The organism is Mesorhizobium sp. L48C026A00 (genome assembly GCF_000502375.1).
GTDB classification, from domain to species: Bacteria; Pseudomonadota; Alphaproteobacteria; order Rhizobiales; family Rhizobiaceae; genus Mesorhizobium; species Mesorhizobium muleiense.
In genome coordinates this window covers 170,766-193,973 of record NZ_AYWU01000009.1, presented here as the reverse complement: position 1 = coordinate 193,973, position 23,208 = coordinate 170,766, and the positions used below count along the sequence as shown (strand labels likewise).

General features: G+C 62.3%; 23 protein-coding genes. 12 read left to right on the top strand and 11 right to left on the bottom strand.

Features of this window, described 5'->3' with window-relative positions; all coding sequences use genetic code 11:
* The 8 genes from X738_RS59940 to X738_RS59910 all read left to right on the top strand — a co-directional run bounded on the left by X738_RS59940 (nucleotide 1) and on the right by X738_RS59910 (nucleotide 8,067).
* Nucleotides 1-1,845 carry a TRAP transporter large permease gene (locus X738_RS59940; RefSeq protein WP_031255137.1) on the top strand — a complete coding sequence of 615 codons (1,845 nt, stop codon included), beginning with the start codon at nucleotides 1-3 and terminating at the stop codon, nucleotides 1,843-1,845.
* Between the two features lie 29 nt (nucleotides 1,846-1,874).
* Complete coding sequence (locus X738_RS59935; RefSeq protein WP_023799673.1) at nucleotides 1,875-2,891, top strand: TRAP transporter substrate-binding protein; 1,017 nt, start codon at nucleotides 1,875-1,877, stop codon at nucleotides 2,889-2,891.
* A gap of 80 nt (nucleotides 2,892-2,971) precedes the next feature.
* Entirely contained in the window at nucleotides 2,972-3,775 is an 804-nt protein-coding gene (locus tag X738_RS59930) for an SDR family NAD(P)-dependent oxidoreductase (RefSeq protein ID WP_031255136.1), read from the top strand.
* 8 nt (nucleotides 3,776-3,783) lie between these two features.
* The gene (locus X738_RS59925; protein ID WP_245277688.1) at nucleotides 3,784-4,635 is read left to right on the top strand and encodes an IclR family transcriptional regulator; all 852 of its coding nucleotides are present in this window, start codon (nucleotides 3,784-3,786) and stop codon (nucleotides 4,633-4,635) included.
* Nucleotides 4,632-4,811 carry a hypothetical protein gene (locus X738_RS84800; RefSeq protein ID WP_128167876.1) on the top strand — a complete coding sequence of 60 codons (180 nt, stop codon included), beginning with the start codon at nucleotides 4,632-4,634 and terminating at the stop codon, nucleotides 4,809-4,811. Before X738_RS59925 ends, X738_RS84800 begins: the two co-directional genes overlap by 4 nt.
* Complete coding sequence (locus X738_RS59920) at nucleotides 4,808-6,433, top strand: acyl-CoA synthetase (RefSeq protein WP_023799669.1); 1,626 nt, start codon at nucleotides 4,808-4,810, stop codon at nucleotides 6,431-6,433. The genes X738_RS84800 and X738_RS59920 overlap by 4 nt, the downstream gene beginning before the upstream one ends.
* 10 nt (nucleotides 6,434-6,443) lie before the next feature.
* Complete coding sequence (locus tag X738_RS59915) at nucleotides 6,444-7,202, top strand: SDR family NAD(P)-dependent oxidoreductase (RefSeq protein WP_023799668.1); 759 nt, start codon at nucleotides 6,444-6,446, stop codon at nucleotides 7,200-7,202.
* A gap of 10 nt (nucleotides 7,203-7,212) precedes the next feature.
* A complete protein-coding gene (locus X738_RS59910) occupies nucleotides 7,213-8,067 on the top strand; it encodes a PCC domain-containing protein (protein WP_031255134.1) in 855 nt (284 codons plus the stop codon).
* Nucleotides 8,068-8,162: 95 nt separating this feature from the next.
* On the opposite strand, the gene X738_RS59905 is transcribed toward X738_RS59910, so the two are convergent.
* The 7 genes from X738_RS59905 to X738_RS86075 form a co-directional block, all read right to left on the bottom strand.
* Nucleotides 8,163-9,146, bottom strand: a complete 984-nt coding sequence (locus tag X738_RS59905; RefSeq protein ID WP_023799666.1) for a branched-chain amino acid ABC transporter permease — start codon at nucleotides 9,144-9,146, stop codon at nucleotides 8,163-8,165.
* The gene (locus X738_RS59900; RefSeq protein ID WP_023799665.1) at nucleotides 9,146-10,033 is read right to left on the bottom strand and encodes a branched-chain amino acid ABC transporter permease; all 888 of its coding nucleotides are present in this window, start codon (nucleotides 10,031-10,033) and stop codon (nucleotides 9,146-9,148) included. Before X738_RS59900 ends, X738_RS59905 begins: the two co-directional genes overlap by 1 nt.
* A gap of 69 nt (nucleotides 10,034-10,102) precedes the next feature.
* A complete protein-coding gene (locus X738_RS59895; RefSeq protein WP_023799664.1) occupies nucleotides 10,103-11,296 on the bottom strand; it encodes an ABC transporter substrate-binding protein in 1,194 nt (397 codons plus the stop codon).
* A 44-nt stretch (nucleotides 11,297-11,340) separates the two neighbouring features.
* Nucleotides 11,341-12,087 (bottom strand): ABC transporter ATP-binding protein, encoded by a 747-nt coding sequence (locus tag X738_RS59890; protein ID WP_023799663.1) that lies wholly within the window; start codon nucleotides 12,085-12,087, stop codon nucleotides 11,341-11,343.
* Complete coding sequence (locus X738_RS59885; protein WP_023799662.1) at nucleotides 12,080-12,835, bottom strand: ABC transporter ATP-binding protein; 756 nt, start codon at nucleotides 12,833-12,835, stop codon at nucleotides 12,080-12,082. Before X738_RS59885 ends, X738_RS59890 begins: the two co-directional genes overlap by 8 nt.
* A 324-nt stretch (nucleotides 12,836-13,159) precedes the next feature.
* A complete protein-coding gene (locus tag X738_RS59880; protein WP_023799661.1) occupies nucleotides 13,160-13,360 on the bottom strand; it encodes a hypothetical protein in 201 nt (66 codons plus the stop codon).
* Nucleotides 13,361-13,418: 58 nt separating this feature from the next.
* Nucleotides 13,419-13,565, bottom strand: coding sequence for a hypothetical protein (locus X738_RS86075; protein WP_023799660.1), 147 nt, complete (start codon nucleotides 13,563-13,565; stop codon nucleotides 13,419-13,421).
* Between the two features lie 175 nt (nucleotides 13,566-13,740).
* On the opposite strand from X738_RS86075, the gene X738_RS59875 reads away from it, so the two are divergent.
* Together X738_RS59875 and X738_RS59870 are read left to right on the top strand one after the other, a co-directional pair.
* On the top strand, nucleotides 13,741-14,835 hold the full coding sequence (locus X738_RS59875) for a glycosyltransferase family 4 protein (protein WP_023799659.1): 1,095 nt from the start codon (nucleotides 13,741-13,743) through the stop codon (nucleotides 14,833-14,835).
* 77 nt (nucleotides 14,836-14,912) lie between these two features.
* Nucleotides 14,913-17,081, top strand: a complete 2,169-nt coding sequence (locus X738_RS59870) for an amylo-alpha-1,6-glucosidase (RefSeq protein WP_023799658.1) — start codon at nucleotides 14,913-14,915, stop codon at nucleotides 17,079-17,081.
* 579 nt (nucleotides 17,082-17,660) lie between these two features.
* On the opposite strand, the gene X738_RS86070 is transcribed toward X738_RS59870, so the two are convergent.
* From X738_RS86070 to X738_RS59845, 4 genes are read right to left on the bottom strand one after another with little or no spacing between them, the layout of a single operon-like run.
* Nucleotides 17,661-17,834 (bottom strand): hypothetical protein, encoded by a 174-nt coding sequence (locus X738_RS86070; protein WP_167366274.1) that lies wholly within the window; start codon nucleotides 17,832-17,834, stop codon nucleotides 17,661-17,663.
* A gap of 33 nt (nucleotides 17,835-17,867) precedes the next feature.
* Nucleotides 17,868-18,995: a WD40 repeat domain-containing protein gene (locus X738_RS59855; RefSeq protein ID WP_031255131.1), complete on the bottom strand. Its 1,128-nt coding sequence runs from the start codon at nucleotides 18,993-18,995 to the stop codon at nucleotides 17,868-17,870.
* Between the two features lie 14 nt (nucleotides 18,996-19,009).
* On the bottom strand, nucleotides 19,010-19,297 hold the full coding sequence (locus X738_RS59850; RefSeq protein WP_023799654.1) for a hypothetical protein: 288 nt from the start codon (nucleotides 19,295-19,297) through the stop codon (nucleotides 19,010-19,012).
* A 1-nt stretch (nucleotide 19,298) separates the two neighbouring features.
* Entirely contained in the window at nucleotides 19,299-19,808 is a 510-nt protein-coding gene (locus X738_RS59845) for a hypothetical protein (RefSeq protein WP_023799653.1), read from the bottom strand.
* Nucleotides 19,809-20,370: 562 nt separating this feature from the next.
* Here X738_RS59845 and X738_RS59840 point away from each other — a divergent pair.
* Both X738_RS59840 and X738_RS59835 read left to right on the top strand, forming a co-directional pair.
* Nucleotides 20,371-22,044, top strand: a complete 1,674-nt coding sequence (locus X738_RS59840; RefSeq protein WP_023799652.1) for an aromatic/alkene/methane monooxygenase hydroxylase/oxygenase subunit alpha — start codon at nucleotides 20,371-20,373, stop codon at nucleotides 22,042-22,044.
* A 54-nt stretch (nucleotides 22,045-22,098) separates the two neighbouring features.
* Nucleotides 22,099-23,205 carry an NADH:ubiquinone reductase (Na(+)-transporting) subunit F gene (locus X738_RS59835; protein WP_023799651.1) on the top strand — a complete coding sequence of 369 codons (1,107 nt, stop codon included), beginning with the start codon at nucleotides 22,099-22,101 and terminating at the stop codon, nucleotides 23,203-23,205.
* The last annotated feature ends 3 nt before the right edge of the window (nucleotides 23,206-23,208 follow it).

Below are 23,208 nucleotides of genomic sequence, written 5' to 3'. Positions count from 1 at the left end.
ATGATCATCGATACGCCGGCCGAGGTGCTGGATGCGCGGCCAGGGTCACGGCTGATGTGGCCGGTCGAGGCGGTGGCCTCGATCCTGCTCGTCTTCGTCATCGGTCTGCTGCTCGCCGGCGTCATCTCGCGCTACGTGCTATCGCTGCCGATCGTCTGGATCGATGAGGCCGCCTCCATCTCCTTTCTCTGGCTCGCCATGCTCGGCTCGGCGATTGCCATCGACCGCAACGAGCATCTGCGTCTTACCATCTTCCTCAACCTGATCCCCGAGCGCGGCCGCCACTTCGTGGATGCCCTCGCTTTGCTCGTGGTGGCGACGGTGCTGCTCGCGCTGATCGTGCCGGCAAGCCAGTATGTACAGGAAGAGTGGTACGTCACCTCGGCGGCGCTCAACATTCCGATGAGCTTCCGCGCCTCGGCAATTGTCGCCGGGCTGGCATTGATGTCGGTTATCGCCGTGGGCCACGCGATCCGCGCAGCGACGCTCGCCAACCTGGCCGCCGCTGTCGCAGTGATTGCCGCACTGGCCGTGGTCGGCTGGCTGCTTTCGCCATTGTTCCTCACGCTCGGCTACGCCAATATCGTCATCTTTCTCGTCGGCGTGGTGGCGGTCTGCCTTCTGCTCGGTGTGCCGATCGCTTTCTGTTTCGGCGTCGGCACGATCGCCTTCATCGCCTTCAGCACGCACGTGCCGATGATCGTGCTTGTCGGCCGCATCGACGAGGGGATGTCGAGCCTCATCCTGCTGTCGGTGCCGATCTTCGTCCTGCTCGGCTGTGTGCTCGACGCGACAGGCATGGGCAAGGCGATCGTCGAATTCATGGCGTCGCTGCTCGGCCATGTGAAGGCCGGCATGTCTTACGTGCTGCTGGGCTCGATGTTCCTGGTCTCGGGCATTTCCGGTTCGAAGGTTTCCGACATGGCGACTGTCGCTCCGGCACTTTTCCCCGAAATGAAGCGGCGCGGCCACAAGCCCAAGGAGATGATCGCGTTGCTCGCAACCGGCGCTGCGATGGCCGATACGGTGCCGCCATCGATCGTGCTGATTGTGCTCGGCTCGGTCGCCGGCGTTTCGATCGCCGCGCTTTTCACCAGCGGCTTCGTCATCGCCGTGGTTCTGTTGCTCGTCCTTGCGGTGCTCGCGCGCTGGAAGGCTTCGGGCGAAAGCATGGAAGGCGTACATCGCGCTCCGTTCTCGCTCGTCTGGAAGACGCTGCTCGTCTCCGCCCCCGCACTGGTGCTTCCCTTCCTGATCCGCGGCGCCGTCGGCGGCGGCGTCGCCACCGCCACCGAGGTCTCCACAATCGCCGTGCTCTATGCGCTGGTCATCGGCGCCTTGTTTTATGGCGGCATCGGCGCCAAGAAATTCTACGCCATGCTGGTCGAGACGGCGGCGCTGTCCGGCGCCATCCTGCTCATTCTCGGCACCGCCTCGGCAATGGCCTGGGCGCTGACGCAAACCGGCTTCGCCAACCAACTGGCCATCTACATGACCGACCTGCCGGGAGGCTGGTTCTCCTTCATGCTCGTCACCATCGCCGTCTTCATGGTTCTCGGCTGCGTCCTTGAAGGTCTGCCAGCGATCGTTCTGATGGCGCCGATCATGTTTCCGATCGCCGCTCGGCTGGGTATCAACGACGTGCACTATTCGATGGTCGTCGTGACGGCGATGAACATTGGACTCATGGCGCCGCCTATCGGCATCGGCTTCTACATCGCCTGCAAGATCGGCGACGTCTCGCCCGACGAGGCTATGAGCGCCATCTGGCCCTACCTCGGTGCGTTGCTTGCCGGCCTGTTGCTGATCGCCGCCGTCCCGGCGCTGTCGGTAGCCTATCTCTAACCACTCGGATTCAACCAGGAGGAAACACGATGACCATCACCCGCCGCAGCTTGATGATAGGCGCAGCCGCATCCATCCCGCTCGTGAGCACCATCCGCTACGCCGGGGCGCTGGCGGCGGAGTTCAACTACAAATACGCCAACAACCTGCCGCTCACCCACCCGATGAACCTGCGCGCGCAGGATGCCGTCGAGAAGATCCGCGAGGAGACCGGCGGCCGCGTCGCCATCCAGATATTCCCCAGCAACCAGCTCGGCGCCGACACCGACATGCTGAGCCAGGTGCGCTCGGGCGGCGTCGAATTCTTTACGCTGTCGCCGCTGATCCTCTCCACGCTCGTCGCCAATGCCTCGATCAGCGGCATCGGCTTTGCCTTCTCGGACTACGACGCCGTGTGGGCGGCGATGGATGGCGACCTCGGCAAATATGTGCGCGGCGAGATCGAGAAATCGAACCTGGTCGTCATGGAAAAGATCTGGGACAACGGCTTTCGCCAGATCACCAGTTCCGTCGGCCCGATCGAGACGCCCGCTAACCTCGAAGGCTTCAAGATTCGCGTCCCGGTCAGCCCGCTCTGGACCTCGATGTTCACCGCCTTCAAGTCGGCGCCGGCCAGCATCAACTTCGCCGAAGTGTATTCGGCGCTGCAGACGAAGATTGTCGACGGGCAGGAAAACCCGTTCGCCATCATCTCCACGGCCAAGCTCTACGAGGTGCAGCAGTTCTGCTCGGTCACCAACCACATGTGGGACGGCTTCTGGTTCCTCGCCAACAAGCGGGCCTGGGAGGCGATGCCGCAGGACATGCGCGAGATCGTCGCCAGGAACCTCAACGAGGCCGGCGTGAAGGAGCGCGAGGACGTCGCCAAGCTCAATGCCACGCTTGAGCAGGAGCTCGCCGCCAAGGGCATGAAGATCAACCATCCGGATGCGGCTCCGTTCCGGCAGACGCTAAAGGACGCCGGCTTCTACTCCGAGTGGAAGGGCAAGTACGGCGACGAAGCCTGGGCCATCCTGGAAAAGGCTGTTGGCGCCAGCCTGACCTGAGCGCAGGGCAGTTCCCGGGCGGGCAGGGCATGTGGCTCAACCGCCCGATAACAGCCGCGATTTTTGTAAGGAATTCCATGGTGGTCGACCGGCTCAGGGGAAAATCCGCAATCGTCTTTGGCGCCGGGTCGTCCGGACCCGGCTGGGGCAACGGCAAGGCAGCCGCGGTCGCCTTCGCGCGCGAAGGCGCGCGCGTCGCCTGCGTCGATCTCGCTGCGGCGGCCGCCGCTGAAACCGCTGATATCATCCGCGACGAAGGCAACCAGGCGATCGCGTTGTCGGCCGACGTGACCAATCTGGCCTCAGTCGAACTGGCAGCAGCGGCGGCAATGGAGGCGTTCGGCGCCATCGACATCCTGCACAACAACGTCGGCGTGACCCATATGGGCGGTCCCATTGAACTCGATGAGGACGCGTTCCAGGCCGCCCTCGATCTCAATATCGGACCGGTCTACCGCACCGCCAAGGCGGTGTTGCCGCATATGCTCAAGGGCGGCGGCGGTGCGATCGTCAATATCTCGTCACTCGCCGCGATACGCTACGTCGGTTATCCCTATTTCGCCTATTATGCGGCCAAGGCCGCGGTGAACCAGGCCACTGTGGCGCTGGCCATGCAATATGCCCGGCAAGGTATTCGCGCCAACTGCATCATGCCGGGCCTGATCGACACGCCGATGATCTATCAGCAGATTTCCAGCCAATACGGCTCGGCTGACGAGATGGTGGCCGCCCGCAACGCCATGGTGCCGATGGGCAGGATGGGAACAGCGTGGGACGTCGCTGCGGCGGCCGTGTTTCTTGCCTCCGAGGAGGCGCGCTTCGTCACCGGCGTTTGCCTGCCTGTCGATGGCGGCCAAAGCTGCGCCGTCTGCGAGCTCCGCTGACCATGGACATCGCGCCGCCCCCAGACCGCGATCAGACCGGCTCGCAGAGCGTCGACCGGGCGCTCAGCCTTCTTTCGATGGTCGGCCGGCACGCCGACCGCGGTGTTTCGCTCTCCGATATCGTCGAGGAAAGTGGGCTCAACAAGCCGACAACGCGCCGCCTGCTGCTGGCGCTGATGCGCGCGGGAATGATCGAGCAGGACGAGACGACGCGGCGCTATTATCTCGGCGAGGAGGCTTACGTGCTGGGCAGCCTCGCCTCGCGACGTTTCGGCTTGCTTCAGGTCTCGATGGAAAGTCTGCTGCGCCTTTCGAAGAAGACCGAGGATGCCAGCTTCCTCTCGGTTCGCCGCGATACATATTCAGTCTGCCTCTATCGCGAGGAGGGGACCTATCCGGTCAGGACCCACGCGCTGCAGGCCGGCTTCGAGCACCCACTGGGCGTCGGCGCCGGCTCGCTCGCCATGCTCGCCGCACTCCCCGACGAGGAAGTGGAAGCGGTGCTTGCCGCCAACGACGCGGTGCTCAAATCCGACTACCCAATGCTGCCGGTCGAGCAGATCCGGCGCGATGTAGAGACGACGCGCGCCAACGGCTATTCGCTCAATCCCGGCCGCATCGTCAACAATTCCTGGGGCGTTGGGGTTGCGCTTCGCAGCGCCGACGCACGGCCAGTCGGCGCGCTGTCGATCGCGGCGATCGACAGCCGGATGCAGCCGGCAAGGCAAATCGAACTCGTCGGATATCTCATGCTGGAGGCAAAGCGCGTCGAGGAACGGCTTGCCCAGATGTTCGCCTCGCGCGCGCATATGCGCGAGCACCCCACTTTAAAGCCGCGCACCAGGAGGTTGTCACAATGACGGAGGCTCACACCGACGGACGGGCGCATTCCGCGTTAGGAAAGTCGGAATTGGAAAACACCGGGCAGTTGATGGCGACGGCAGCGGCGTCCACGCTTGCTCATGCCGGTGTCGAGCCCTGCGACGTCGCCGCCATCTTCGTCTACGTGTCGTCGCTGGAGCGCGCGAAGTCATGACCATGGCTGCAGGCGGCGTGACGCCTTCCTCCACGCGCGTCATGAACCTCTCGCATTTTTTGACCCAGGCGGCACGCCGCAATCCGCACGATATTGGCTTCGTCTGGCGCGAGCGGCAGTGGACATGGCGCGAGATGGAAGCGCGCGTCAACGCGATGGCCGCTGCACTCCGCGACGCGTTCGGCGTGACAAAGGGCGATCGAATCCTCGTCCAGTCGGCCAATTGCAATCAGATGTTCGAATCTATGTTCGCCTGCTTCCGGCTCGGGGCCGTCTGGGTGCCGGCGAACTACCGCCAGTCGCCGGACGAAGTCGCCTACCTCGCCAAGGCGAGCGGCGCGCGTGGCCTGATCTGCGGCGCGGGCTTCCCGGCTCATGCTGCTGCCTGCCGGGAAACAGCCCCCGGGATCGACTTCGTCCTGTCGATCGGCGCGGCCGAATTCGGCGATGACTACGACGCCGTCGCCGCCCGTTTTGCCGGCCGGACCGTTGCCAGCGTCGCCGTCGATCGCGACGATCCCTGCTGGTTCTTCTTCACCTCCGGCACGACCGGCCGGCCAAAGGCCGCCGTGCTCACGCATGGCCAGATGGGCTTTGTCATCACCAATCATTTGTGCGACCTGATGCCCGCCACGACGCGCGACGACGCCTCGATCGTGGTGGCGCCGCTGTCGCATGGGGCCGGCATTCATCAACTCGTGCAGGTGGCGCACGGCGCCAAGTCTATCCTGCTGCCAACCGACAAGCTCGACGTGCCGACGGTCTGGGCGCTGGTCGAAGAATGGCGGGTGACCAACGCCTTCACCGTGCCGACCATCCTCAAGATGCTGGTCGAGGACGACAGCGTCGACCGGTTCGACCATTCCTCGTTGCGCCATGTCATCTATGCCGGTGCGCCGATGTACCGCGCCGACCAGAAGCGGGCGCTCGAGAAGCTCGGGCCGGTTCTGGTCCAGTATTTTGGCCTGGGGGAAGTCACGGGCAATATCACTGTGCAGCCTCCTTCCTATCATTCCGTCGAGGATGGCCCGCAGGCGCGCATCGGAACCTGCGGTTTCGAGCGCACAGCCATGCAGGTCGAGATCCAGGACGACGCCGGCAATGCCGTCTCGCCGGGCGAAACCGGCGAAATCTGCGTGATCGGGCCTGCAGTCTTCGCCGGCTATTACGACAACCCGCAAGCCAACGCCGCAGCGTTCCGCAACGGCTGGTTCCGCACCGGCGATCTGGGCCACATGTCCGAGGACGGCTTCGTCTACATCACCGGCCGCTCGTCCGACATGTATATCTCCGGCGGCTCCAACATCTATCCGCGCGAGATCGAGGAGAAGATCCTGCTCCATCCCGACATCAGCGAAGCCGCCGTTCTCGGCATTCCCGATCCCGTCTGGGGCGAGGTCGGCGTCGCGGTTTGCGTCGCCCGCGCCGGCGTTGTGCGCGAAACGATCGCGATTGAGCGCTGGCTGGAAGGCAAGCTCGCCCGCTACAAGATGCCCAAGCGCTTCGTGTGGTGGGAGACGATGCCCAAATCGGCCTATGGCAAGATCGCCAAGAAGTTGATTCGCGAAGAGCTGGAGCGCCGCGGCGAGTTGGGACCGTCCGAGCCGAAGCTCTCGGCATGAGGAGCAGGCGATGAACAGCAGCCACCAAAGCCGCGCCGTGGCGATCACCGGCGGCGCATCGGGCATCGGCCTTGAGACGGCGCGCCTGCTGACCGAGCGCGGCTTCGAGGTCTTCCTCCTCGACCTCGCTGCGCCAGCGCTGGGTTCGGCCTGCACGGATCTCGGCCTCAGCGAGGAACGCGGCATCGTCTGCAACGTCGTCGACGAAGCGGCTGTCGACGAGGCCATCGGCCGGATCACCGCCGCGCACAGCCTCGCCGCGGTCGTGAACTGCGCCGGCATAGCGATGGACCGGCCGTCGGTCGAGACCAGCGTCGAGGATTTCCGCCGGATTGTCGACGTGAACCTCACCGGAACGTTCATTGTCTCGCGGGCTGCGGCGCGCTACTGGCTTGAACGGGAGCTGCCGGGGGCGATTGTCAATATCACCTCTGTTTCTGGTCTTTGCGGCAACAAGGGCCGCAGCGCCTACGGCGCATCGAAGGGCGGTCAGAATCTGCTCACGCTCGTCATGGCCAATGAGCTCGGCGTCGATGGCATCCGCGTCAACGCCGTCGCACCCGGGCCGATCGAAACGCCATTGACGCAGTCTGTCCACACCGAGGATGTTCGTCGGCAGTGGTTGGAGCGCGTGCCGCAGCGCCGCTACGGCACGCCGCGCGAGATCGCGGGAGCGGTGGCTTTCCTGATTTCAGACGAGGCCAGCTACATCAACGGCCAGATTCTCGCCGTCGATGGCGGCTTCATCCATGCCGGCCTTGTCGCCTGAGATGGCTCCGATGCGCAGCATCCGCCATCCCGGTCCGATCGCATCGGAACGTTTCGCAGCGATGCCCTGCGCCGCAGAGCCGCTGACGCTGCGGCTTGAAGCCGGCAGCTCGATCAATGACGCCGTGGCGCAGGCCCTCGCGGTCGCCGGATTCAGCAGCGGATATATCCGCCTGCGCAACGCGCGGGTTGACCCAATGCGCTACGTCGTCCCCGCCGCCTCTCCAGATGGCACGCACGCCGCGTGGTACAGCGGTACATTCGCACCGGAAGGCATAACGGTCATCGAGGATGCGGGCCTCGTCGCCGGCCGGCGCGACGAGCGGGCATTTTTTCATTGCCATGGCATCTGGCGCACCCCCGACGGCGTGCGCCGCATGGGCCATCTCCTGCCGCTCGACTCGCGCTTGGCGGAGCCGGTTGAGGTCACCGCCTGGGGTATCGAGGGCGCGCTGTTCGACGTGCGCGACGACGCCGAGACGAATTTTCGCCTTTTCGCGCCGATCAGGGCTCCGCTCCTGGGTGAGCGCCGCGGCCGCCGCGCCGCCATCTGCACGGTAAGGCCCAACGAGGATATCGGCCAGGCGATCGAAGCACTTTGCCGACGGCACGGCTTTGACCACGCCTCGATCCAGGGCATCGGCAGCCTGGTCGGCGCGGATTTCGACGACGGCTCGGCGGTCTCCTCCTATGCGACGGAAGTTCTCGTCACGGACGGCGCCGTGCGCTCCGGTCGTTGCACGCTCGACATCGCGCTGGTCGGCATGGACGGTCTGATAAGCTCAGGTCGCCTTCGCCGCGACGCTAACCCCGTCTGCGTGACGTTCGAACTGCTGGTTGTCGCATCCGATGAGAAATCTGCCTAGTTGAGGATGCTGACCACGCTGTGTGCCGTGTCGCTGCGGCCCCACTTGGTCGACCGTGGATCAGGATCATCCGAAATTTAGGTTTCACGACCCGGTCAGAGCGGTTTTCGCATCCATTTTGCCAGGACCCCAACGATGCCTTCCCGGAACGACAGCACCGCGACAACGAAGATGATGCCTTGGCCGATCGTGACCCAGTCGCCGAATGTGGCGAGGTAGTTCTGCATCGTGACGATGACTGCCGCGCCGACGATCGGTCCGAACACCGTGCCCATGCCGCCCAACAGCGTCATCAGCACGACTTCGCCGGACATCGTCCAGTAGACGTCGGTAAGCGACGCCAACTGGAACACGATGGCCTTGGTTGCGCCGGCGACGCCGGCGAGCGTGGCCGACAGCACGAATACGGCGAGCTTGTAGCGGTTGACCCGATAGCCCAGCGAGATCGCGCGCGGCTCGTTCTCGCGGATCGCCTTCAACACCTGGCCAAACGGCGAATGGATGATCCGATAGATCAGCAATATGCCGGCGAAGAAGATGGCGAGCACGAAGAAATAGAGAACTTCGCTCGAACGCAGGTCGATCAGCCCGAACAGATGGCCGCGCGGCACGGCCTGGATGCCGTCCTCGCCGCCGGTAAACGCCGCCTGCAGCGAGAAGAAATAGATCATCTGCGCAAAAGCCAGCGTCACCATGGCGAAATAGATGCCGTGGCGGCGAATGGCGAGCGAGCCGATGGCGAGACCGAGCACGGCTGCCACCAGCGTGCCCGCGATAATGGCAAGTTCAGGCGTCAGGCCCCACACCTTTGCCGCATGGGCCGAGACGTAGCTCGCCATGCCGAAATAGGCCGCGTGGCCGAAGGACAGGAGACCGCCGAAGCCGAGCAACAGGTTGAAGGCGCAGGCAAACAGCGCGAAGCACAGCACCTTCATGACAAAGATCGGATAGAGCAGTAATGGCGCGGCGACGAGGAAGACGAACAGCGCGGCGAAGATCGCAAGGTGATGACGGGGCATGCCCGCAGCGCCGACCGACGTTATGGCCGCCATAGCGATCGGGTTGGTGTCGGTTGTCATCACACACTCCGTCCAAACAGACCCGCGGGCTTGACCAGCAGCACGAGCGCCATGATGACAAAGATCACCACCGCCGAGCCTTCCGGATAGAATACGCGGGTCAAGCCCTCGATCAGCCCAAGCCCGAAGCCGGTGAGGATCGAGCCCAGTATCGAGCCCATGCCGCCGATGACGACGACGGCAAAGACGACAATGATCAGGTCTGCCCCCATGTTCGGATTGACAGCATATATCGGCGCGGCGAGCACGCCGGCGAAACCCGCGAGTGCGACGCCGAAACCATAGGTGAGTGTGACCAGCAGCGGCACGTTGATGCCGAACGCGCCGACCATGGTCGGGTTCTCGGTCGCAGCCCTGAGATAGGCGCCAAGCCGGGTCTTTTCGATGATGAACCAGGTCGCGAGGCACACGACGAGGGAAGCCACGATCACCCAGGCGCGCGAATTGGGCAGGTACATGAAGCCGAGATTGTACCCGCCGTTCAGAAGCGGCGGCGGCGGGTACGGCAGGCCGGATACGCCGAAAAACTGGCGGAAGAAGCCGACGATGATCAGCGCCAGGCCGAATGTGAGAAGCAGCCCGTAGAGATGGTCGAGGTGATAGAGCCGTCGGATCAGGACGCGCTCAAGCACGATGCCGGTGACGCCGACAATCGGCGGTACGATGAACACAGCCCACCAGTAACCGACGCCAAGATAATTGAGCAGCATCCAGGCGCCGAAGGCGCCCAGCATGTACTGGGCGCCATGCGTGAAATTGATGATGTTCAGGAGACCGAAGATGACCGCCAGCCCGAGGCTCAGAACCGCATAGAAGGAGCCATTGATCAGCCCGAGCAGCAATTGCCCGAACAGGACCTGAGGCGGAATTCCAAGCAGTTCGAACATGGTCGCTCCAGCTGACTTATCGACAAAACGACGCGCCGAGTTGTTCGGCGCATCGTTGGCGAGGCTCGCTTACTTGACGAGCGAACAGCCGCCTTCGGCGAGCGGGCGGAACGCCTTGTCGGCCGGAATGGTGGCTACCGTCTCGAAATAGTCCCATGGAGCCTTCGATTGGTCCGGCTTCTTGACGCGGAACAGATACATGTCGTGCAGCTTGCGCCCGTCGGCGCGGATGGTGCCCTTGCCGAATAGCGGATCCTCGGTCGGCATTTCCTTCATTTTGGCCATCACCTTGGCCGCATCCTTGTCGCCGACGGCCTCGACGGCCTTAAGGTAATGCAGGACAGAAGCGTAGACTCCGGCCTCGATCATCGAAGGCTTTTGTCCGGCATTCCGCTCCTGGAAACGGGCAGAGAACTCCCGCGTTTGATCGTTCTTGTCCCAGTAGAACGCGCTGGTGAGCACGAGGCCTTGCGCCACTTCGAGGCCAAGCGCATGCACGTCGTTGATGAACATCAGCAGGGCGGCGAGCGCCTGGCCTCCCTGGGTGATGCCAAATTCCGACGCCTGCTTGACCGCGTTGATCGTGTCGCCACCGGCATTGGCGAGGCCGACGACCTTGGCGCCCGATCCTTGCGCCTGCAGCAGGAAGGACGAAAAATCCTGGCCGGGGAAAGGATGACGGACGGCGCCGAGAACCTTGCCGCCCGATGCTTCGACGACCGCCGTCGTATCTCGCTCGAGCGCGTGGCCGAAGGCGTAGTCGGCTGTGACGAAGAACCAGCTATCGCCGCCCTGTGCGACCATGGCCGAGCCCGTGCCGTTGGCAAGCGCCCAAGTGTCGTAGGTCCAGTGGACGGTGTTGGGCGAACAGGCTTTGCCGGTGAGGTCGGACGAGGCCGGACCAGAGGCGAGGAAGATCTTGTTCTTCTCCTTGGTGATCTCGTTGACGGCGAGCGCCACCGACGAGGTTGGCACATCGGCGATCACATCGACATTTTCGGTGTCGTACCACTGGCGGGCGATGTTCGAGCCGACGTCCGGCTTGTTCTGGTGGTCGGCGGAGACGATCGACACATTGATGCCCTTGTCCGTCGCCTTGAAGTCTTCGACCGCCATCTGGGCCGCGATGACCGAGCCTTCGCCAGCGATGTCTGCATAGATGCCGGAACGGTCATTCAGAACGCCGATCTTGACATCTGTGGCATAGGCCGCGCCGGCCATCAGGCTCGCCGTCGAAGCCAGGACAAATCCCATTTTTTTCATCGCTACTTCCCTCCGATTGCGGCGCAACGCGCCGTTGATGATGTCTAGACGCCGAGATAGGCGTGCAGCTTGTCGATGTTGGCGTCGAGTTCGTGGTTGGGGATGGTGTCGATCACGCGCCCCTGTTCCACCACGTAGTGACGGTCCGCGACCAACGCGGCGAAATGAAAATTCTGTTCGACGAGCACGATCGTGAATCCCTCGTCCTTGAGCCGGCCAATGGTGCGGCCGATCTGCTGCACGATGACCGGCGCAAGCCCTTCGGTCGGCTCGTCGAGCAGCAAGAGCTTGGCGCCCGTCCGCAAGATCCGGCCGATGGCGAGCATCTGCTGTTCGCCGCCCGAGAGCTTGGTGCCTTGGCTCGAAAGCCGTTCCTTCAGGTTCGGGAAGAGCTCGAAAATCTGCTCGACGGTGAGCCCACCGGGGCGCACCTGCGGCGGCAGCATCAAATTCTCCTCGACAGAGAGGCTGGAAAAGATCGCCCGTTCCTCGGGGCAGTAGGCGATGCCCATCTGTGCGATCAACCGCGACGGCAGCTTGATCGTTTCCCGACCTTCATAGGTGACCGAGCCCGAGCGCCTGGATAGAATTCCCATGATCGCCTTCAGCGTCGTCGTCTTGCCGGCGCCATTGCGGCCGAGCAGCGTCACCACTTCACCTTCGCCAACCTCGAAACTGACGCCGTGAAGCACATGGCTCTCGCCGTACCAGCCCTGCAGGCCATCGACGCGAAGCAGGGGTCTCGTCGAGGGGCCAGCAGCCGGCCTGCTTGCAAGTTCAACTTCAGGCATGTCCGGCCCCGATATAGGCTTCGATAACGCGCGGATCCTTGGAAACGGCAGCATAGTCGCCTTCGGCGAGGACTTTGCCGCGAGCGAGCACAGTGATGCGGTTCGACAGCGAGGCGACGACCGACAGATTGTGCTCAACCATCAAAATGGTGCGGTTCTTGGAGATGCGCCGGATCAGCGCCGAGATGCGCTCGATGTCTTCCTGCGCCATGCCGGCCATGGGCTCGTCGAGAAGCAGCATTTCAGGGTTCAGCGCCAGCGTCGTCGCGATTTCAAGCGCGCGCTTGCGGCCGTAGGACAGATCGCTGGCGCGGATGTCTGAAAACGCGGTCAGGCCGACATCGGCGAGAAGCGCCGCACCCTCGCCATCGAACTTGGAGAGCACTTTTTCGGAGCGCCAGAAATCGAAACTGTCGCCGCGCCGGCGCTGCAGCGCGATGCGGACATTCTCGAGTGCCGTCATGTGCGGAAACACCGCCGATATCTGAAAGGAGCGCACAAGGCCCAGCCGCGCGATGTCGGCCGGCTGCATCCTGGTGATGTCGCGGCCTTGGTAGCGGATCGCGCCGCGCGTTGGCTGGAGGAATTTGGTCAGCAGGTTGAAGAGGGTCGTCTTGCCCGCGCCGTTGGGGCCGATCAGCGCGTGGACCGATCCTCGCTCCACCGTCAGGTTGACATTGTTGACAGCGACAAAGCCCCCAAATTCCTTAGTCAATCCCGCTGCTTCGAGGATCGCTCCGGAACTCATGCGCGAAAGCCTTCGCCGGTCATCGGCGTGAAAACGTGGAACCGCGCTGCGAGGCCATCCGCCCCCGGGGTGACTTCCATGGTTTCCTCCCGTGGCACTTCCGCCCGCAACAAACGACCTAATGCACATCGCGTCAAGGCCGCAATTACCGGCGCCGTGGCACGGAGCCTTCGATCATTTTCGAATTGCAATGTCGAAGCGGCGCCAACGACCGGCGAGACATGCCGGGATCCGAACCCAACCCCAATCCGAACCCATCCGGCCGAGCAGTTCGAAATTCCGCCCCGACTGATTGGGCCGACTGATTAGATGAATGCGAAAAGCTTAGCTGCGCTGGCTTGAGTTGGGGTTTTCCCGGTCTGCCCGGGTGATCTTGCCTTTCGACGCTTTCGATCCGCCGCCCCATTCCTGGGCGTTCCTGGCTTGGGCGCCGCCCTTGGCCGGTTCCTTGGCCTTGTCGCTGCCGCTTGCCCTCTTTCCCGATACAGGCTGGTTGGTTTTCGCAGACAAGTTTGTCTTTGCCATGTGTCACTCCTCTCGATGGTCGCAGCCATTATTGTCCGCCTCCGGGGCAGGGCGTCGGTTAGTCCTTGCCACGCCTTGGATCCTTGCCGGCAGCCTGGCTGCTCTTTTGCGGCTTGTCCTTCTTGTCCTGATTGCCAGCGCGGTTGCCGCCGTGCTCGCTGCTCGATCCCTTGACGGCTTTTGTGTCCTGAAGCTTCGTAGCCATTCTGGTTCTCCTTTGGTCCCTAGTTGAACTCGCCTGACGCGGCGATTGTTCCCGCCGGGAACATATCGACCCTTCGAGAGTTGGCCCGGGAGGACCGCACTGCAATGAACGCGAGGAAGGGGATTGCCGTCGGAGCTTTTTGAAGGATGACCTTCGCTTTCGAGAAGTGTTGCAGATGAAAATTGCCCAGATCGCCCCCCTTACCGAAGCCGTGCCGCCGCGGACCTATGGCGGGACCGAGCGGATAGTTTCATATCTGACTGAGGAGCTTGTTCGACAGGGGCATGACGTGACCTTGTTCGCCAGCGGTGATTCACGCACCTCTGCCGAATTGGTCCCGTGTTGCGATATTGCATTGCGCCTGAATCCCAGGGTTCGGCACGACATTCCCCACCACGTGATGATGCTTGAACAGGTGCGCAGGCGGGCCGATGAATTCGACGTGCTGCATTTTCACATCGATATTTTCCACTTCCCGGTAGTCCGGGACTTTGCCGAGCGAACCGTTACGACGCTCCATGGACGGCTCGACCTCCCCGACCTGGCTCAGCTTTATTCGATGTTTGATGACATTCCGCTGGTTTCGATTTCTTACGATCAACGCTGGCCCATGCCGCCTGTCCGTTGGGCCGGAACGGTGTATCACGGTCTGCCTCGCGATCTTCTGCCGTTTCGCCCGAAAGCCTCGGGCTATCTCGCATTCCTCGGCCGCATCTCTCCGGAAAAGGGGCCGGAAACGGCTATTGAGATCGCTGCGCGTAGCGGAATGCCGCTGAAGATCGCCGCCAAGATCGACAAGGTAGACCAATCCTATTGGAAGGAGACGGTCGAACCCCAGGTGCTTCGAAATTCGAACGTGGAATTCATCGGCGAGATCGACGAACGGCGAAAAGCAGACTTTTTGGGCAATGCGGCAGCGCTTTTGTTCCCTATCGACTGGCCGGAACCCTTCGGACTCGTAACCATCGAGGCGATGGCCTGTGGCACGCCTGTGATAGCGTTCAGGCGCGGTGCCGTTCCGGAGGTCATCGACGATGGTGTGTCCGGGTTGATCGTTGACACAGCAGACGGAGCTGTGGATGCGGTGCGGCGGATAAACGGCCTCGATCGTGCACAGGTGCGACGGACTTTTGAAGAGCGATTCACGGTCGAGCGCATGTGCCGCGACTACGTGGCGATCTATGGCTCGCTCTCGGAGGACATAACGAAAGCACTTGGCTCTCAAAACGAGCGCGCTAAAAATGCCGCAATGATGACTATGTCTACCTGACCGAGCAAGGCGACGGCTCGGCTGCTCGAATCAGCGCCTGAGCCGCCTTGGTCGCTTCTGGACGGGAGGGGTTGACCATGACCACTCAACTCGAAGATCGCAAGATTGATCCAGCCGTGGCGCTGCCGGCAATCGACGAAACGGCGCCGCGCGAGCCGCATCGGCAATTTGCGCTGAAACACGAGGATTGCTTCGTCGTCGCAGACAGCTACGGCGACATACGCGGCACCGGCGACGGGCTTTTCCGTGACGACACGCGTGTTTTGTCGCGCTTCCGCCTGTTCATCGGCGGCCGGATGCCGTCGCTGCTCGGCGCCTCGCTGTCGCAGGACAATATCCTGTTCACCGCCAATCTCACCAACCTGGCCACTATTGGGCCGAATGGCAGCGAAACCTTGCCGGGCGTCGTCCACATTGATCGGACGCGGTTCATCTGGCAGGATCGCATGTTCGAGCGCATTACCTTCACCAACTACTCCGCGCGCGAGGTGGTTCTGCCCGTCCGGCTCGACTTCGACGCCGATTTCCGTGATATGTTCGAGGTGCGCGGCACCACGCGCAGCCGCCGCGGCCGCGCCCATGACGCGCTGGTCGGCGAGGCGAGCGTGACGTTCCGATATGAAGGCCTCGACAATGTGGCGCGTCAGTCGGTCATCGCCTTTTCGATCCGACCCGACGAGGTCCACCCCAACCACGCCGATTTCGTCATTCGCGTGGCAAGGCGCGGCGCCAGAGCATTGTACCTGGAGGTCGGCCACAGCGAAGAGACCCCCTCCAGCGACCGCTTTCGCGCCGCCGCTGCGCGAGCCCGCTTTGCCATGCGCTCAAAGCGCCGGCAGGGCGCCACCGTGTTCAGCTCCGGCCGCGTGTTCAACGACTGGCTGACACGCACGCGCGCCGACATCGCGCTGCTGACGACCGATCTGGAGACCGGGCCATACCCCTACGCCGGCATCCCCTGGTTTTCGACGGCTTTCGGCCGCGATGGCGTGATTTCCGCCTTGCAGATGCTCTGGCTCAATCCGGACCTTGCTCGTGGGGTGCTGGCCTTCCTGGCCCACTATCAGTCGACCGAGACCTCTGTGTTCGACGATGCCGAACCTGGCAAGATCATGCATGAAACCCGCAAGGGCGAAATGGCGGTGCTGCGCGAGTTGCCGTTCGGCCGCTACTATGGCGGCGTCGACACCACGCCACTCTATGTCTATCTGGCTTCATCCTACGCCGAACGCACCGGGGACGAGGCGTTCGTCGACCGTATGTGGGACTCGCTGGGCGCTGCCACTGCCTGGATGGAAGAAGTCGGAGCCCGCAACGGCGAAGGTTTTGTGACCTACAACAGGGCGGCCGACACGGGTCTGTTCAACCAAGGCTGGAAGGACAGTTCCGATGCCGTATTCCATGCCGACGGCACCATCCCCAGAGGGCCGATCGCATTGGTCGAGGTGCAAGGTTATGCCTTCGCTGCATATCTAGGAATGGCGGCGCTGGCCGCCAGGCGCGGCGACGACGCCAAGGCGGCGCACTGGAGCCTCCTGGCAGAGAGGATCCGTAAGGCGGTCGAGACGCATTTCTGGATGCCGGACCGCGATTTCTATGCTTTGGCGATCGACGGAGAAGGCAAGCAATGCGCGGTCCGCACGTCCAACGCCGGTCACCTGCTTTATGTCGGGTTGCCGTCGGCGGAACGGGCGCAGGCACTTGCCAGCCAGTTGCTCTCTGCTCATCTTCATAGTGGCTGGGGCGTTCGCACACTGGCCGACGATGAGATCCCATTCAACCCGATGTCATATCATAATGGCTCGATCTGGCCACACGACACCGCGCTCTGCGCCTCCGGGCTCGCCCGCTATCACGAACGAGACAGCGTCGTGAAGCTGATGAGCGGTATGTTCGAGGCGGCGGTCCGTTTCAACATGCGGCTGCCGGAGCTGTTCTGCGGCTTTACACGTGCGGCCAGCGATTCACCGGTGGCCTACCCGGTCGCCTGCCTGCCGCAAGCCTGGTCGGCTGGCTCCGCTTTCATGATGCTGCAGGCTTGCCTGGGCATTCGGGTTGACGGCTGGAAACGCGAGATCACTGTGGAACGCCCGCGGCTGCCTATCGGCATCGACAACATCGTTATCCGCCACCTGGCCATTGGCGAGGCGAAAGTCGATCTCATCTTCGAGCGCATTGGCGACCGTGTTGTGTGTTATCTCGACCACCGCCATGAGGGTCTGGTGCCTCTGGTGGTGCGCTCATAACTAAGGCCGGCAAGCGGCCACTGGCGTCAGCTGCTGTCGGCAGAGGGCCAGCAAGCGCACGCCGCCCAGGCTCGTCTTGAACCACCTCCCGGAACACAATATCGCTGCAAACGTTGCCAAGACAATCGATTGTCTTTGAGGGATGCCATGGCGGTCCGTCGAAAAGCCGAGGAAGCTGGTATTTTCGATCCGTCCGAGTTGGATTTGCTGGCTCGGGCGTTCGAGCAGCTCAAAGCTTGAAGGTCAATCGACTGGTCAGCGTGAGGCGCTCGCGTCTCGGATTATTGCCAACTACATGGCCGGCGTGACCGACGAGACAGAACTAATTTCCCTATCAAGGCAGCCGTTGGGCCGATAGCGCCGCCCTCTTGGCGGTCCGCCGCTGGGTGAGGGCGCGTAACGGGGGCTCCGCCGCACCCGACCAGCAAGCCGGCTCCCAATGTGCTCCGTGATGGACACTGCCAGTCGCAATCTGAAGGAATCGCATGCACAGCCAGCTCTGCGCAAACCTGTACGGCGAATCCGCCTGAAAGCTCCTTCGGAGCTTTGGCTTTTCGAGCGCATTGATTGGTCGTGAGTTTAGTTGGTCTTCAACTGGCCGACGCGGTTTTCGGCAATCCAGCGGGCGGCAAGCACCAATGCGCCCATACTGAAATCCTTGCCGTGTTTGGCCACCATTTCTTCCGACAGCTTGGCGAGCCGTTCGAAGAATTCGTCCTTGCTCTCGTCCTCGGGGGTGGGTTCGGTTTGCATTTTGTGCTCCTTTTGCATGCGGGCCTGCCTTTGTTATTTGAACATCTGTGCGGGAAAGGTGACGATCGCGGCGGCGCCGTCGACTCCGCCCACCGCCAGGTGGCGTCCGTCGCCGGACCAGGCAAGCGCGGTCACCGCGCTGCCCAGCGGCCTGACGAGGAGTTCGTCTCGCGCGCCGATCTGGGCGATGGTGATCCGGCCGTTGGCATAGCCGGCCGCAATCAGTTTTTTCTCCGGGTGCGCAGCCACTGTCTCGACCGGAACCAGCCCGGCTCGGCCAGTCTCCAGCGCGCCCGAGGTGTCGCCGTCAAGTGGCGGAGCGGTCATCGACCAGCCGGCGATCCGGAAGGCGCCCGACGCAAACAGCGCATGCTCCGGCCGGCTCCAGCACAGTGTCCTGACCGGCGATGGAAAACCCGCGACGATGCCGTAGCGATCATCGGTCATGCTGACCAGGGCAAAGCCGCCTGTTTCGAGCCCACAGGCCAGCCATGTGCCGTCGCCACTCCAGCGGATCGACACCGGGCGCGCCGAAAAAGAAACGTCGCGTGTCGGGGTAGCGTCGCCGTCGACCGCCCAGATCGATAGTCCATCATCCCGGCCGCAGGCTAGGCGCCTTCCGCCTGGCGAAAAGGCAAGCGCACCCGTGGACGGTGTCGCATCGTGTCGCAGTCGTACTGCATCGCCTTGGCCGCGTGCCAGGAAGACATCCTGGCCGTTGCTGACGGCTGTGATGGTCGTCCGGGGGTTGTGGTCGACGGCGACGACTGGCCCGTCGATCTTGACCAGCGTCTCCATCACATTGCCGTCCGCGGCCAGATGCACCGCTTCGCCAGCCGCCGTTCCAACGAGGAAGCCGAAGGAAAAATAGCTGGCGAGCGGGACGTCTCCATCCCCCAACGCAGCGGTGGCGATCAATGGTGCCGGTGGCTTCTCCCGCGGGCGGATCGTCGTCTGGCCGAGATCGCCGCTCACCCTGATCCGCGATTCCGGCGGCTCCTGGTCCGCGACCGCGGCTATGGCGACCGTTCCGTCCACGCTGGTGCATGCGACAGCCGAGCCATCGGCGCTGAAGCGCAGGTCGGCGATTGCCGACGGGCGACGCCAGCTTCGCGCCAGCAGGTCGAACAAGGTCAGGTTCTGTATCGCGTGCTGGTTCATGACCATTCCCTTCGTCAATTACCCACCTTCGCCGCGAGGCTGCGGTCGACGTCCTCGACGTTGGCTTCCGCGGCGGCGATGCGTTGCTCGCACCTCGCGCCTTCCTGCATGACCGCCGCGGCTCTCTCCTCCGCCTCATGCAAATCCTGCACCAGTTGCGCGCTGGCGCCGCTCCTGCCGATTTCGAGTTCCAGGCGCAGCACATCCATCTCGATACCGGCGCGTATCTGATTGAGCCGCAGCGCCTCGGCAGTCAGCGCGGAGACGTTGGCGACAAGATCGAGCCGGCGGGCGAGCAACATGTCACGCCTGGTAGTTTGCCCCATCGGATCCTCCATCATTTTTGGTCCCAGCCGTCGGTCCGGGTGGTTTTTCGAAAGCCGATAGCAATTTGGGCAATGTGCCGGCCTGCGACTGGAACTGTTTTTCGGCCGTTTCGATGTGGCTCTTGAACTGATCCCAGATGTCGACGCGGATCATCGATGTCGTATCGCCGGTAAGGCGCTCGATCTCCTCGACGCGGAACTGCCGCGACAGCGAAACGCCGGAAAACACGAAGTCGCGCAACAGGATCGCATGGTTCTCGATGAACAGATGGATCATCGGATGCGTTTCCGTGGTGACGCCGCCGGCGGCAAGCTCGGCCCGGATGAAGTCTTGGAAGTGGCTCTGGAGGCGATGTTGGCTCTCGCCCATAAAGCGCATGACAAAGACCAGGTCACTGGGCATCAGCCTGACAAGATCGCCGGTGACGCCATCAGCCTGGCTGGACATTGGCTCGGGCTGCCTCCGGCTGTCTTTGTCGTTCGCCACGGTTTTTCTCCAGTGCGAGGCCCGTCCGTGAGCCATCGCCCTCAAATAGTAGAGAAAGGAGAAGAATAAAATAGATGATGTGTGTTTTTCAAATTTGCAGCGAATGCTAACTTGATATATCGCAATTGCGAATAGATATTAAATATTACATGCGTACGTTACAACTGTAAAAGAACGTTACAGTTGCCGTCCTCTTCATGTGCCGAAAGGGCGGCGATTTGTTTTTAGCGTCAGGCACGGGCGCCATTTTCAAGTTGGCACGGCGCTTGCTTTATACATTTCCACAAGAAGCCCATCGCGCTTTTGACGCGGTGCCAAAAGAACGAAGGAACGGAGGAAGCAGGTCACCTCGCTTCGATACGCCCATCGCATATGCGGTTGGCTCCGCGGTCCCTGCCAGACGCCTCGAGAACCTTTGCCACGATCCACTTGAATGGCCGGACCATGAGTCGCGCCTGACTGCGCAACCCTTTGTCGTGCCGTTCGCACTCTCACTAGCGGTGCTGTGCGCCGCTCCATGCCGGGGGTCAAGGGACCTGCGGCTCAAACCTGGTGGAGGCTTATGACCATGACGTCTCTGACGCTCAACAAGATTACCTCGCAACGCGGAATCTCCGTCGGCGAGGCAACCAAGAAGATTGCCGATCTCGGCTGGAATCCTTCCTACGTCCAGGAAGCGATGACGTTTCCGACGGACTACAAGATCAACAAGACGCCGCGCGACCCGATGAAGCAGGTCCTGCGGTCCTACTTCCCGATGCAGGAAGAGAAGGACAACCGGGTCTACGGCGCGCTGGATGCGGCGCTGCGCGGCGACATGTTCCGCAATGTGGAACCGCGCTGGGTCGAGTGGATGAAGCTCTTCCTGGCGATCATTCCTTTCCCGGAAATCTCCGCCGCCCGCTCGATGGCGATGGTCGCTCGTATCGCACCCGGCGAGGAACTCAGGACCGGCTTCACCATGCAGATGATCGACGAGTTCCGGCACTCGACGATCCAGATGAACCTGAAGAAATGGTACATGGAGAACTACATAGATCCGGCTGGCTTCGACATCACCGAGGAAGCCTTCGGAAAATGCTACGCCACGACCATCGGCCGGCAGTTCGCTGAAGGCTTCATCACCGGCGACACCATGACTGCCGCCTGCATGTACCTGACCGTGGTGGCCGAGACCGCCTTTACTAACACGCTCTTTGTCGCCATGCCTTCGGAAGCCGCCCGCAACGGCGACTATGCGCTGCCGACCGTCTTCCTGTCGGTGCAGTCCGACGAGAGCCGGCATATCGGTAATGGCCACTCACTGCTGATGGCGGCGCTCAAGGAGCCGGAAAATCACCTCTTGCTCGAGCGCGACCTGCGCTATGCCTTCTGGCAGAACCACGCGATCGTCGATGCGGCCATCGGCACCTTCATCGAATACGGCACCACCAACCGCGACAAGAACAAGGAGTCTTACGCGGAAATGTGGCACCGCTGGATCTATGAAGACTACTACCGCACCTACATGCTGCCGCTCGAGAAATACGGCATCAAGGTCCATCACGACGACGTCCAGGCGGCCTGGGAACGCATCACCAAGAAGAATTACGTCCACAAGGTCGGGCAGTTCTTCGCGGTCGGCTGGCCGGTTAATTTCTGGCGCATCGAAGCTCAGACCGACAAGGACTTCGAGTGGTTCGAGCACAAATATCCAGGCTGGTACGCCGAATTCGGCGACTTCTGGAAATGGTACGCCAAGCTCAGCCACAAGGGCGAGAAGGTACTGCTGTTCAACAGCGACGTCGGCTACGTCTATCCACATCGCTGTTGGTCCTGCCTTGTTCCCTGCCTGATCCGCGAGGATATGGTGGTCGGCGAGATCGACGGCCAGTTGCACACCTTCGCCCACGAACTCGACAAGTGGACTGCCACCGTGGCGTTCGCCGACGAATATCAGGGCCGCCCGACACCCGCGATGGGCCGCTTCAGCGGCAAGCGCGAATGGGAGACGCTCTATGACGGCTGGGATCTGGCCGATGCCATCAAGGACCTGAACTTCGTCCGCTCTGACGGCAAGACGCTGGTCCCGCAGCCGCATATGCGTTTCGCCGACAAGGAGATGTGGACGCTGGACGACGTGCGCGGCAACAAGCTCGGGTCGCCGCTCAACGCGCTGCGTGCCATGTCACCCGCGGACCGTGAGAAGCACCTGGCGGAATACCGGGCCGGCTTCACGATCACCCCCTGCAACTGATCAGGCCAAAGGGGGGCGGGTTCGTCCCGCCCCTTCCTTTCACTGGAGGTCCGTATGTCGGAAACCCACACGGTCAGGCTCAGCCCGGTCGGCGTCGAATTTGATGTCGAAAATGGCGAAACGGTACTCAACGCCGCTTTCCGCCAGGGCATCGCCCTGCCGCACGGCTGCAAGGAAGGGCAATGCTCGGCCTGCAAGAGCGTGTTGCTCGAAGGCGAAGTCGACATGCTGAAATACTCGACTTTCGCGCTGAACGACATGGAGAAGGAGAGCGGCCACGTCCTTTTGTGCCGCTGCATCGCCTACTCCGATCTGGAAGTCGAGCTTCTCAACTACGACGAGGAGATTTTGGCGAAAGCGATCGCCGTGAAGACGTTCAACGGCCGGATTGCTCTGATCGAGCACCTGACCCACGACATTCGCGGCATCGAGATCGAACTCGGCTCGCCGATAAAGTTCTGGGCGGGGCAATATGTCGACATCACGGTTACCACGGAAAAAGGGGAGACGATTACGCGCTCGTTCTCCATGGCAAATACGCCGGACCAAACCGAAAAACTCTGCTTCATCATCAAAAAATACCCTGAGGGAAAGTTCTCTGGAGAACTCGATTCCGGAGGAATCAAGGTTGGAGCCGAAGTCACCGTCGTCGGACCCTACGGAACCTGTTTCCGTCGCGAAGAACGGCAAGGACCCCTAGTCCTGGTCGGCGCCGGCTCGGGCATGTCGCCGATCTGGTCGATCCTCAACGACCATCTGAAGAGCGGCGAGAAACGTCCGGTCTATTTCTTCTACGGTGCCAGGACCCGCAACGACCTGTTCTATCTCGACAGGATCGCCGAGCTGATCGGCCAGCATTCGGATGTCACTTTCATTCCCGTGCTGTCGCACGCGACTGATGACGCCGAATGGGAAGGCGAACGCGGTTTCGTACACCAGAGTGTCGACGCCAAGCTCAAGCAACTTGCGGTCGACGGGCAGGGCGATGTCCATGCATGTGGCCCGCCACCGATGATCGATGCGCTTCAGCCGGTTCTATTCATGAACGGGTTCGAGACTGAACGGATCTTCTTCGACAAGTTCACCACATCGACAGGTGCTACGCCGACCCACTGTGGGGACGGCCACGCAACTGCAACCATAACTGCAACAAGGGAGTGAAGA